Below are 12,149 nucleotides of genomic sequence, written 5' to 3'. Positions count from 1 at the left end.
TTGTCGGATGGTAAATAAGAAGAGATTTGTACAGAGTACAATTACTTGCTTGTAAAATCTATCGTAAATGATATTTTTCCATTTGTTAGTGTGGAATTCGTTCCAAAGCCTAATTGTTCGGCAATACTTTTCACTGTCGCGAGACCAAGTCCTGTTCCAGAGAAATGCTTATTTCGAGAGCTTTCGCCTACATAGAATGGTTGCCATATTTTGGAAATATCTTGTAGTGTGGTATGATTACTTATTTCCAATATACCCGAAGTAAAGGAAATCTGTATTTCCTTGTCTGATGTATATTTTAGTGCATTGCTCACCAAATTTTCTACCATATAATAGACCTTTTCCTGCTCACTATTGAGCATAAATTCAGTTACGTCCGATTGAAGAAAGATCTGTTTTTCCCCCTGCAAAGGCTGATAGCTTTGGATGATTTCTTGTAGTAGCTGGTAAAAGTCAAAACGTGATAGGTTCAAAGCATTTTCTTCTGTTCGGGCATAATAAAGCATATCTGTAATGATTTTCTCCATACGATCCACTTGCTGATGTATAACTGTTAAATAGGTGCCATCATCCAACCCATCCTCGATCCCACTTGAGTATACATTGATTAGGGCGAGAGGTGTTTTCAACTCATGTGTTAAGCCGATCATAAATTGTTTTAAATCTAGATTTCGTTGTGTTAATAATTGCTGGGCTGATTCAAGCGTTGTACTCATTTTATTAATGCTCTTTGCTAACTCTTCGATTTCATCACCTGTTTGAATGGTAGTTTGTTGAAAATTCAGTTCCCCAATTTCCTTTGCAACTTGTTGCAATTCATGTAATGGATTGGTTATCTTCCGAGATAGTAGCGCCGTGACCATAATAATGATTAAAATACTCACTATCAGAAAGGCTAAATTAAAACGATTTATAAAATAGGATATATCTGTAAAATGGGCCATAGAGGCTCCAATCATGACAAGCTGATCCCCTTCTTTCGCATAATGCACAATAAAGCTAGACTTTTGTTTTCCCTGATCATAAAGCTTACCTACAATTTTATCCTCCGAGATAGTTTGTAGCACTTCCTCGGAGACCCAAAATTTATTTAAGGCTATATGCTCTCTCGACAGCTGAAGTCTTAAATTATCATTCAGGTCATTGATGGGGTCCTCTAATGGGACTGCTACAATCGTGACATCAAATTGTCGCTCCACCATTTCTACATCCTCTAATACTTGATAAGTTTCAAAGGCTTCTGATACTTTTTTATTCAGCTGATATAAATAATATTTAGGGAGGAAAAACTGGCTTACAACAAGGGAAATCGAAAATGTAAGAATCACTACTAAAGTAATATAAATGGTTAGTTTTGTGCCGATTTTTTGTTTCATTCGCTTGTACTATATCCAATCCCTCTATGTGTTTGGATTATGTTCTCTCCTATTTTTTCTCGCAATCGTCGAATATGTGTGTCTACTGTTCGCGGATCTCCCATATAGTCCAATCCCCACACTAAATCTAGTAATTGATCTCTCGTCAAAATTTGTCTCCGATTTTGACTAAAAATTCGTAACAGCTCGAATTCCGTTTTCGTTAACTCTATTTCTGCCCCTGCTCGCCAAACACGTTTACTTGTAACATCGAAGGACACATCATGCAGTTGTTGAATAGCTTCAATTTGCAGTAATTTTTTTGCCCTCATTATCAGTACTTTAGGATAAAAGGGTTTATTGACATAATCATCAGCCCCCTCTGCTAACGCCTGAAATTCATCTTCACCAGTGTCCCTTGCTGTAAGCATTAAGACCTTAATCTTTTGTGTTTTTTTCATTTCACGACAAACCATCATCCCATCTATTTTAGGCATCATCCAATCTAAAATGGCCAAATCAATTCTTTCTTGATAAAAAATGGTAAGTGCTTCCTCTCCATTTGTTGCGGTAAAAACCGTGAACCCTTCTCTTTGAAAATAGTTTTGTAAAATCTTTAACATATCTACTTCATCATCTGCAATGAGAATATTCATGTATGAAACTCCTAATCATCATATTTTTCCAGATTATATTGCTCGATAATAGCAATTAATTTTTCAGGATATAAAGGATCTGTTGAGTAATTACTTTCTTTCAAGGCATAGGCAGCTTGCTGATAGGTAGAAGCAGCCAGAACCTCTTCATATTGTTGTTCATTCCAACTGGTACCCTCTAATAATAGCTGACGATGGTCCTTTAATGCACTTTTCCAATCGGGATAAGCTCTAAATTCTGCTTCAGTTGTAAAGCTTTTATTTTGTTCATATTCAACTGTCGGCATTTTAATAGACTTTCCTTGATACCTACCTTTAATCCCAAACAGGTTATTTGCATTAACCGCTAATTCACTTTTACCGTAATTCGACTCCAATATAGCCTGCGCAATGATTACACTAGGCAATATCTCTTGATCTTGCTTATTTAATGCAACGGCTATTGGTGCTATTTCATCAATAAATTCAACTTCGTCTCGATGGCCTTGTCCAAATAGCTTGGCCATATAAAGGGCTAAAATAACGGTAAGTAATAGAATACTGATTTTTTTCATTGTGTTTTACCTCATTTCCATTTAACTGATGGTTGTATCGTAAAACAGCAATGTTACAGTTATTTGACAAAACATTAAAAGTTGTAAAAAAACAGCCCGTCCTTTTAAAGTACGGGCTTGCGCATAGTTTGTTTCAACCTCTTCCGATTAACAATGTGAAGTTAAAGGGAACATGAAATTCCCTTGCAGAATCGCCTTTTTTGAAAGAACAAATAATGCGTCGTCATCATTAGGCTGGATGGTCGCGGTCATGCCATTCAAGGTAAACTCCGGCGTGAAATAAAACACCACTTTTTGCGTAGAATCTTTCACAATATTGGCTAACAACTCCTCTATATGAATGGGCTGTAAGGAGATGATATCAAAAATATGTAATACCCCCTCCTCTTCCTCCATAAATACTATTGTTTCTAATTCTTCTAAATAGTAAATGGCATGGGGGAAAACTAACGTAAAATAAAACATTAATAAACTTTCATTTTGCTCAACAGCGATCATACTTGAATGGATATATCGTTTTTTCGCATAATTCTCAAGGAGTGCTAGATCGTGCTCAACTGTCAGCTGTTGGACGCTGGTCTGCTTTTGTTGAATAGGACTTGCTGTAAGGTCTAAGCTGAATTCACTTTCATGTATACGAGTAAAGCCAAACTTCGGATAAAAATCTAGTACTGTTTCATTGGCAAAGAGATACATGAAATCACAGGTCCCCTCATACTCTTTCATGATATGCAGCATCAGCTGCTTTGCCAAGCCTTGATGACGATAATGTTCATCGGTCATCACCGTACCAATCTGAATCCCCTTTAATTGCTCGCCGTTTATGCGAATCGACATTTTATAAATAGAAGCATTCGCAATTACTTTTCCGTCTTGAACAAATGAATAAGGAATATATTGGTCGTTCCAATACCCTTTGCTATACCAATCTCGAAAATCCAATCCAAACGTTGTTATCGCTAAATCATTAAAGCTTTCCTTTAATCGATCATCATGACGATAATCGCTAACTAATTCGTACTTTTCCATGTGTATTCCCTCCGATTTTATCTATTTATACTTCACTATGATTGGATTCATCACCTCCTAAAAACAGAAAAAGACTCTATGAGAAAATCTCATAAAGTCTCTGCGTATATACAGAAAACAACGCTAACCACTGTAGTGGCTACGATAGTATCTGTTTATATGGATCAGACAAAATTATGCTTCTCTACGTTATCGCAAAAGGGCAATACTAAATAGACCTATCATGTTTTAAGCATGATAGAATAGCCCTTCTATTAAATTCATGGGAATTTAATTTGCGATAATAAGTTTTAGCATAAATGTCTAATCTCCCTCTGTTTTTAAGAATACTCTAAGCTTACCACTTTTTGTTAAATGTTGTCTAGCGATATATTGACAATGTTTAGATTGAAAAAGCATGAAATAAGTATAGAAAATCCTTCAAATGTTAAATCTATAAACGAAGTTAATCATGAAGGGAGCCTACAATTCAGCATGAAATTTAAACTACCTTTCAATAAAAAACAACTACCATCCTTCGAAGAGGCACCAAAAGAAAATCTTATAAGGGTCGCCCCAACCACTGATCATTTTATTCAGTCGATTCAAAATGCGACGAATAACCCAGCTGATTTAATCATGAAGGCTATCCCACCGAATGTTACGCTTATTTATATAGATAATTTAGTCGATGATCAGACATTGAACAATGACATTCTTGCTAATTTGCTGAATAATCCTCAGGAAACACTTGAAGGCATTGAGATGACTCTTTCTATTCCCGAAGTTGTCAAATCCAATCTACTACAGGAAACAGTAGAATCGATGGTCAATGGGTCTGTCATACTTCATATAGACGGCTACTCTGAAGTTCTTATCGGCAATATCGCTACTCGAGAATCTCGATCATTATCGGCGCCAGAAAATGAATCACAAGTAATTGGGACGCAGGTTGGGTTTAATGAAAGTTTAATTACAAATATTTCTTTAATCCGTCGCTACATAGTAAGTCCTAGCCTTTGCAATGAAAAACTAAAAATCGGCACGCGTACAAATACCTCGGTCTCACTGCTATACATGAATGGCATTGCTAATGAGCAAATGGTCAATACAATGCGCCAACGAATCACGGATCTTTATGTCGATGAACTACTTGATAGTGCCGTTCTGGCAGAGATGATTGATGATAATTCATTGTCAGTATTCCCTCAGATGCTACTGACGGAAAGGCCTGATCGATTTTGTGATGCGATATTAGATGGCAAAATGGGCGTTTTAGTGGATGGAAGCTCAATGGCCATTATTTGCCCGCAAACATTTACTGAGTTTTTTCAAAGCCAGGAAGATCAAAACTTACGCTGGCAAATTGCTACCTTTCTTCGTTTATTACGACTTGCTGCCTTCTTTATATCCGTCTATTTAACACCCTTTTATGTAGCGGCTTTAACGTTTCATTATGAGGTAATTCCGCAAGCCTTTTTAGTGCCATTAAGTGAATCCAGAGCCTTAGTTCCTTTCCCACCTATATTCGAGGCATTATTATTGGAGTTTATTATTGAACTACTGCGAGAAGCTGGGGCAAGGCTACCAACTAAAATTGGACAAACTATTGGTATCGTAGGCGGTATCGTCATAGGGACTGCCGCTGTGCAAGCAGGTATTACGAGTAATATTCTATTAATTATCATTGCTTTAAGTGCACTCGCATCCTTCACTTCACCGAGTTATATGATGGGCAATGTCATTCGTTTGATTCGTTTCCCAATCATTATCCTTGCAGGCTTTTGGGGTTTTTATGGCATCATGCTAGCTTTTTGTTTTATTCTTATTCATCTTTTACGTCAATCAAGCCTGGGTGCTCCGTATATGTCTCCATTCTATCCACCAAGGTTGAAAGAAATGCGGGATAGTATTATTAGAATGCCTATTCCATATACAGCGAAAAGACCTGCGTTAACGAGACCAAAGGATAAATATAAATTCGAGCCTGAGCCAATAAAACCGGAAAAAAGTTGAACTGAAGGTGAAATAAATGAATAATCCTATACAACTTAACCCCAAAGAGATGATTAACGCTTATTTGCTCTTTTTTGTCGTGCACGGCGCTCAAATTGGGGTCGGCATACAGGGATTTCAACGTATTATCTATCAAGACGCAAGGCAGGATGCATGGATTTCTGTTCTTTTAGCTGGTATTGCCACCCATATCGTCACATTTTGTATGATTAAAACCTTGGAGATTTACGGCTCCAATGATCTATATGGTATCCAACAAGATATTTTCGGAAAATGGGTTGGCAATTTTTTAAATGCTCTGTATATCACCTATTGCTCCGTCGCCTTTTTTTCTGTTTTACGTAATTATATCGAAGTAATCCACGCATGGATCTTCCCTAGTATTGGGACATGGTTTCTGTCAGCTACTTTATTAATCATTATTATTTATGCTTTTACAGGTGGACTTCGAGTCATAGTGGGTGTATCCTTTTTCAGTATTATACTCTCCCTATGGATCTTACCCATGCTAGCTTTTCCAATGAAGTTTGCCTCAGCGGAAAGTTTATTTCCGATTTTCGAAAACGATATTCGTTCCATTTTAAAGGGTGCCCATTCCATGACCTTTACCATTATCGGCTTCGAAATCTTAAATGTTATTTATCCCTTTGTAAAGGACAAAAAAAACATTCACAAGCCTGTTCATTTAGGGTTATTGTTTACAACATTGATTTATGTAGTAGTCATGATGGTGTCCATTGCTTATTACAGTGAAGGAAAACTATTAAAAACCATCTGGGCAACATTAACATTGTTTAGCTTTATTAGCTTTCCTTTTATAGAGCGCTTTGAATTTATAGCCGTTTGTTTTTGGATGCTCATTATTATACCCAATCTATGTCTGTATTTATGGGCTGCTTATCGAGGGGTAATTCGATTAGTTAAAATACGCGCCACGACATTCGTTTGGCTTTTTTCCTTCATCGTTTTCATTTTCACATTGATCATTCAAACACGTACAGAAATTGATCAGATTAACACCGAATTTGGCAATATAGCATTTTACGTTATTTTTATTTACCCTATTTTGTTATGGATCTTGGCTATCGTAAAAAAGAAGTTTTCATCAAAGAAGGTGCCCAAAAATGAACAAGCTTAGATGCTCTTTTATTGTTTTTCTGTCATTGATTTTTTTATATGGGTGTGCTCAAACGAATGTATTGGACAAAGTAGGATTAACCACACTAGTTGGCTACGATGTAGGAACAGAAAGCAAAATAGCTGCGACAGCCGTTATTCGTGAAGTCAATCCAGAGTTCCAAAGTAAAGTAGAGGTGTTGACGACAGAAAATGAAACGAGTAAAGGAAATCGTATGGAAGCAAACAGGAAGCTTTCTAAAAAAGTAATGGTCGGTCAAATGAGGGTTATTTTGTTTGGTGAAGAATTAGCAAAAGAAGATTTACGTTATTATATTGATACTAGTCTAGAAAATGCAAGCGTCAGCAACGGTATTTATATGGCCGTAGTGGAAGGTAAAGCAGCACCCTTTCTGAATTACGAATACAAAAATATTGAGGATATTGGTCAGCATGTATTCAGATTAATCGAGCAAAATGTGAAACAGGAATATATGATTTCTGCGACTCTTCATCAGATTGCTCATGATTATTATTCCATTGGACGAGATTTAGCTATGCCAACCATCAAAAGAGATGGCGAGTTTGTGGAGCTAAATGGCGTAGCTCTCTTTAAAGGTGGCAAAATGGTTAGTACGCTTCCAGCAAAAGATAGCTTTTATGTAAAAATTGTCAGAGATACGTTTAAAGTAGGTTTATATGAAACCATTTTGGAGAAAGAAGATATTCCACCTAAATTACTCCATAAGCCTGCGGATAAAATAACAGTAGCCTTTGATGCCATCCACTCGAATAGAGAGATGAAATTAATTGATGCAAAAAATCCTGAGTTTGATTTAAATATTAAAATCAAGTCAAGGGTATTAGAAGTATTTCCAGATATTAATCAAGGTGACCGAGAAAGCGTGTCAGCCCTTGAAAAAGCCATTGAAAATAAATTGACGAAGGAAATTGCAAGAGTCATTGCCCATAGTCAGGATGTGGAATCCGATATTTTTGGCTTTGGTGAGAAATATAGAAGCGTTGTGAGACATTCTAATTTAACAAAGGACAAATGGCATGAAATGTATAAAGATATGAAAGTAAATGTACATGTTGATTTTGTGGTCTTACGAGACGGTGTTTTTGAATAAGCTATTGCCAATCATGGCCCGTCATAATGGATATAAAATGATGAAAGAACATGTCATAGTGAATATCAAATGCAATACGATGTTTTTTTTCTCCGTTATTTACATTTTCAAATGGTCGTGTTTCGGCAATGCTCTGCCCTCTAGCAGGTCCATCTAATTTCTCAATGACCGTTACAGGGTAGGATTCATAAATGAACATCTCAGGATAAATCGTTGCCATTAGTGTTAACGCATCATGGACGGGGCTACCTAGTAGTGACGGGTCCCGTTCCTGATAAAATTTTGTATAGTATTCCATTAGAGGTTTGAGGATTTTTGTCTTGCCGAAGGAGTCTATATAATCAACCATCCCAGGTGTCACAATCGCCTTCTGTGTAGCATTCAATGGAATAATTGTGACATTTTTTGCATAGTTGAGCACAATATTCACCGCAAATGGGTCCCCATGAAAGTTTGCCTCTGCTACGGTCGTCACATTCCCCGGTACCCAAAAAGCCCCACCCATAATATAAAATTCCTTCACATGCTGCATGAGCTGATTATAAAGAATAAACATGGTCGCTAGTGATGTAAGACGCCCAATATTAACAATGATTAGCTCATCATCCTTATATTTCTCAATGATTTGAACGATCTCCAAAAAGTTTTCAATTTTTATTTCATGATCTTCGTTCGGAATAATAGGACCAAGCCCATGCTCTCCATGTATTTCTGGATAATATGTTGGCTGTTCGCCAGTTAGAGGGATCTCTGCTCCTAAAATAACGGGAATTCCCTCGGGAAAATCAAATAATTTCATGACATAATAAATATTAGATACAGCATCTTTTCTTGAGACATTTCCATAATCAGCAATTAACCCAACGATTTCGATTTCTTTGTGTAATCTTGCATAAATCAATGCTATCGTATCGTCGATGCCAATGTCTCCGAATAATAACACCTTTTTCATCAAACATAAACCTCCCTTTTACTGCCAATTCAGCTATCCTTATAGTACGGTTCCAATGACCAAGACGACACTGATTGTTTACTTTTTTGGAAAAATTAGTACATAAAAAGCCCATCTGCTAATAACAGATGGGCTTTGAAACGAATATATTAACGATTCTGTTCAAGGAACTGATAAACCGCCATCATTTCTTGTTTATTTAACTCTCTAATACGATTGAAAATAGGAATTTGCGCCACTGCTTCCAACTGGTTTCCTTCCGTTACCACATCGCTGACGATACCCGTTAGCCATGTATGTACGTCAATGCCTTCAATGATTACCTTTTGGCCCTCATCATTAATACCAGTTGCACTACAGCTGACGCATGGAACCGTTAATTTATAGACGCCATCATGTAGTCCATCTTCCGTGAGAACCTTTTTCCCCTTACAGAATGGACATGAATGACTCCCTTTCACTTTATTGATTTGCGTCACTATTTTTTTATAGCCAAAAGCTTCATAAACATACGTCAGTTTTTTATATTTACCATTCGTAAAATATTGATCGATGATTGTGTCTCTCGTTTCATAAATATTCGGGAAATCACAAATCGTCACTTGATTTTTACGGCTGATGGCAGCCATATTATCTTTGATTTTCTCCCAGAATGGTAATGTGTTTTGCAGAACAATCTCGTAGCCAACAAAGCTGGCAAGCTCTAATTCCAGCATTTTCAGCGCTACTTGCGTTTCTCTTGGCAGTAATGAAACATCCTGAATGAGTGACATATCACTGCCTACAATGGCTTTGATTGTTTCAAGCTGTGGCAAATGTCCTACTAATTTGATGACCTCATCAATTGGTTGATGAATTATTTCTCGAATATCCGTGTCACCAAAGCGTAATTTCTTTTGGTGATTAAGGACCGTGCCATGACAAATTGGGCAAGGAACCAACTCTCTTGTTTCCTTCATCTGCTCTTTAATGATGGATTTAGAGATGACCATATAACGGCCAATAATCAAATTAAAGCCTTCCCATTTTTTAGAGGATTTTGTTGCTTTATCATAAAATGATTTGTCCCAATACCCATATAAGAATGTATGCTTTTCTTCTTCCGTCATATCATTATAGCTCTTACTGATGTCTTGACCCAGTTCATTTTTAATCTCTTCAAAAAGGAAAGCTAATTTTGAATGCTGATAGTATTTTAGAACATCCATCACCTCTGGATACAATAAGCCGTCCCAGAATGGCACATTTTTATGTTGAACGACTAAATCAAAATCGAATTCTTCAATCTGTAATCGTCCTGAACAGCTAGGACAATGATTTTCTTGGCTAAAGAAATCAAAGCTTCTCGTATCCTTATTCGTCGGATGGGCAGCCACAATATGATTGATAAGACCACCTATTTCATATAGAAAACTATATTGGCTGTATAAATGTCGTTCAAGATCAATCGCAATGACAGGCGCGATTTTATTCGATTCATATTCTCCGTAAATTAGACGGGCCATCGAAGAAAGGCTTTTTAAGATGCCACCTTTGTATATATTTTCGGCATTTTTAAAATAGCGAATAGGATTGTCTTGTAAGTAATGAATACCCTTTTTCGATGCTAAGGTAGATGTGATTTGTAAATCAGCATTGCTTTTCGTAAGGTGTGATTGTTTAAAATATGCTTCATGATCCACTACATCAAGATGTGTCACTGGCCCCTGCTGTCTTTTACCAAAGTCTACAATATAATCAGAGCTTTCAAGCATATAGGTATTATGCTCAATCATGACAATGGAGATCGAATCATCTTTCAGAATATCCCTAACACTATCAATAAATTGGTTCAAAATATTTTGAGATAATCCTTTGGAAGGCTCGTCAAAAATAAACAGTGTGTGAGGATTTCGCGTATTGGCGAACAGCTCTGACACTAAATGCACACATTGGAATTCACCGGTTGAGAGAGTTTGCGTTTTTCTTTCCAGCGTTAAATAGCCTAGACCGAGTTTGATGAGCAAGCTTAAACGTTTATGAGCTATATCTTCTGTTGGGAGGTCCTCGATAATATCTTCAATCGAGCGTAGAAAAATATCATCGATTTCGTCACTATATTTGGTCAATTTCTTTTTTATATCAAGAAATGTCGCAACAGTAGATCGGCTTGTAATCGATTGATTTCGATCTTGCCCAACCATCACTAATTTATCTTTTGGATAGCGCTTAAGAAAATCCTTTGCGATACACTCATTTACTAGAGTTGATTTCCCACAGCCAGACTCTCCTGTGAAGGTGACCAGTTGATTTTGCGGAATTTCTATCTCGTCAATTTGGATATTGCGGCAATGGAGTTCACGGAATTGATAGAAGGTCTTTGGCTTTAGCTGACTACGTTCCCAATAGATAGGTTCTGGTCGAGGAGATTCCTCCACGATTTTTCCTCCGTATTTTCCACTCCCTGGTCCAAAGAATAGATGCTTATCTGCAGTATCTAAAACCGTATCCGAATGATCAATTAGCCAAATTTGATTTTTAGAGCCAAGTTGTTGAATCTGCTCTAAAATTTTCAAGAGTGTGTCATGATCAAGACCTACCGAGATTTCATCAACAATAATTACCGTATTTTCGCTCGTTGCCATAAACTCGGCTAAATAGAGTCTTGTTAATTCTCCTCCTGATAATGTCCCCATAATGCGATTTAATGTTAAATAGCCAATATTCATTTGGATAATATTTTGAAGAATATGCTGCTTCTCTTCACTAATCTTTAATTCTGCTGATAAGGAATAGATCGTTTCCACACTTAATTGATGGATATCCGAAATACTATATTGTCCACCTCTTACTGTTAGATGGTGCTGTTCTACATCCTCGCTATAGCGCTTCCCCTGACATTTTTTACATTCAACATTTTTCGTCGTCCCACGCCCTTTACACGCCGGACACCAGCCTAGAGCATTATTAAAGGAAAAAACTTCTGGAGATAAATGAAACTCCTCCGCTAATCGATCACGTATTTCCTTAAATACACCTGTATGCGTACCGATAGTGGAGCGTGGATTCGAAGATATAGATGATTTCCCTAGAAAAAGAACTAATGGCATATCCTCCATTTGTATGGCACTAAAATTCGTTTCCATAATCGCTGGAAACAAATATTGGTATTCAGCTTTAGGTAATAAAGAAACAAGACGTTTTTTGGATTCTTCCCCTATTGTTTGACAAAAAGTGGTTTTCCCTGACCCAGACAAGCCTGCAATGCCGAGGGATAAATCTTCAGGTAAGTCGACATCTAAACGGTTAATATTGTTGGCAATAAGTTGATTAATCTTCATTCTGTTTTCCTTCCGTGTTTACTATTTTTATTTAGGAAG

9 protein-coding genes are annotated in these 12,149 nt (G+C 36.9%); 3 read left to right on the top strand and 6 right to left on the bottom strand.

The annotated features are described in order from the left end of the window. Nucleotides 1-41: 41 nt before the first annotated feature. From AC07YC_RS03860 to AC07YC_RS03845, 4 genes are all read right to left on the bottom strand, one after another. Nucleotides 42-1,376, bottom strand: a complete 1,335-nt coding sequence (locus tag AC07YC_RS03860) for a sensor histidine kinase (protein ID WP_494918421.1) — start codon at nt 1,374-1,376, stop codon at nt 42-44. Then, the gene (locus tag AC07YC_RS03855) at nt 1,373-2,011 is read right to left on the bottom strand and encodes a response regulator transcription factor (protein WP_494918420.1); all 639 of its coding nucleotides are present in this window, start codon (nt 2,009-2,011) and stop codon (nt 1,373-1,375) included. Before AC07YC_RS03855 ends, AC07YC_RS03860 begins: the two co-directional genes overlap by 4 nt. Before the next feature lie 11 nt (nt 2,012-2,022). Then, nucleotides 2,023-2,565, bottom strand: coding sequence for a glycoside hydrolase family 73 protein (locus AC07YC_RS03850; protein ID WP_494918418.1), 543 nt, complete (start codon nt 2,563-2,565; stop codon nt 2,023-2,025). Nucleotides 2,566-2,712: 147 nt separating this feature from the next. Continuing rightward, complete coding sequence (locus AC07YC_RS03845) at nt 2,713-3,594, bottom strand: GNAT family N-acetyltransferase (protein WP_494918417.1); 882 nt, start codon at nt 3,592-3,594, stop codon at nt 2,713-2,715. A 474-nt stretch (nt 3,595-4,068) separates the two neighbouring features. On the opposite strand from AC07YC_RS03845, the gene AC07YC_RS03840 reads away from it, so the two are divergent. From AC07YC_RS03840 to AC07YC_RS03830, 3 genes are read left to right on the top strand one after another with little or no spacing between them, the layout of a single operon-like run. Next, nucleotides 4,069-5,589, top strand: coding sequence for a spore germination protein (locus tag AC07YC_RS03840; protein ID WP_494918416.1), 1,521 nt, complete (start codon nt 4,069-4,071; stop codon nt 5,587-5,589). A gap of 16 nt (nt 5,590-5,605) precedes the next feature. Continuing rightward, nucleotides 5,606-6,727, top strand: a complete 1,122-nt coding sequence (locus tag AC07YC_RS03835; protein WP_336634658.1) for a GerAB/ArcD/ProY family transporter — start codon at nt 5,606-5,608, stop codon at nt 6,725-6,727. Next, complete coding sequence (locus AC07YC_RS03830; protein ID WP_494918414.1) at nt 6,714-7,838, top strand: Ger(x)C family spore germination protein; 1,125 nt, start codon at nt 6,714-6,716, stop codon at nt 7,836-7,838. The genes AC07YC_RS03835 and AC07YC_RS03830 overlap by 14 nt, the downstream gene beginning before the upstream one ends. A 1-nt stretch (nt 7,839) precedes the next feature. Here the strand turns inward: AC07YC_RS03830 and AC07YC_RS03825 are convergent, their stop codons facing one another. Continuing rightward, nucleotides 7,840-8,793 carry a nucleoside hydrolase gene (locus AC07YC_RS03825; RefSeq protein WP_336634660.1) on the bottom strand — a complete coding sequence of 318 codons (954 nt, stop codon included), beginning with the start codon at nt 8,791-8,793 and terminating at the stop codon, nt 7,840-7,842. 146 nt (nt 8,794-8,939) lie between these two features. Continuing rightward, nucleotides 8,940-12,110 (bottom strand): ATP-binding cassette domain-containing protein, encoded by a 3,171-nt coding sequence (locus tag AC07YC_RS03820; protein WP_494918412.1) that lies wholly within the window; start codon nt 12,108-12,110, stop codon nt 8,940-8,942. Nucleotides 12,111-12,149 lie beyond the last annotated feature (39 nt).

This window comes from Lysinibacillus sp. GW247-5R2A, assembly GCF_059424475.1.
Note: the sequence above shows the minus strand (reverse complement) of the source record. Positions and strands in the feature narration are given on the sequence as shown.

Coding starts and splice junctions, on each gene's coding strand:
- AC07YC_RS03860 (WP_494918421.1), bottom strand. CDS start 1,376: ATGAAACAAAAAATCGGCACAAAACTAACCATTTATATTACTTTAGTA.
- AC07YC_RS03855 (WP_494918420.1), bottom strand. CDS start 2,011: ATGAATATTCTCATTGCAGATGATGAAGTAGATATGTTAAAGATTTTA.
- AC07YC_RS03850 (WP_494918418.1), bottom strand. CDS start 2,565: ATGAAAAAAATCAGTATTCTATTACTTACCGTTATTTTAGCCCTTTAT.
- AC07YC_RS03845 (WP_494918417.1), bottom strand. CDS start 3,594: ATGGAAAAGTACGAATTAGTTAGCGATTATCGTCATGATGATCGATTA.
- AC07YC_RS03840 (WP_494918416.1), top strand. CDS start 4,069: ATGAAATTTAAACTACCTTTCAATAAAAAACAACTACCATCCTTCGAA.
- AC07YC_RS03835 (WP_336634658.1), top strand. CDS start 5,606: ATGAATAATCCTATACAACTTAACCCCAAAGAGATGATTAACGCTTAT.
- AC07YC_RS03830 (WP_494918414.1), top strand. CDS start 6,714: ATGAACAAGCTTAGATGCTCTTTTATTGTTTTTCTGTCATTGATTTTT.
- AC07YC_RS03820 (WP_494918412.1), bottom strand. CDS start 12,110: ATGAAGATTAATCAACTTATTGCCAACAATATTAACCGTTTAGATGTC.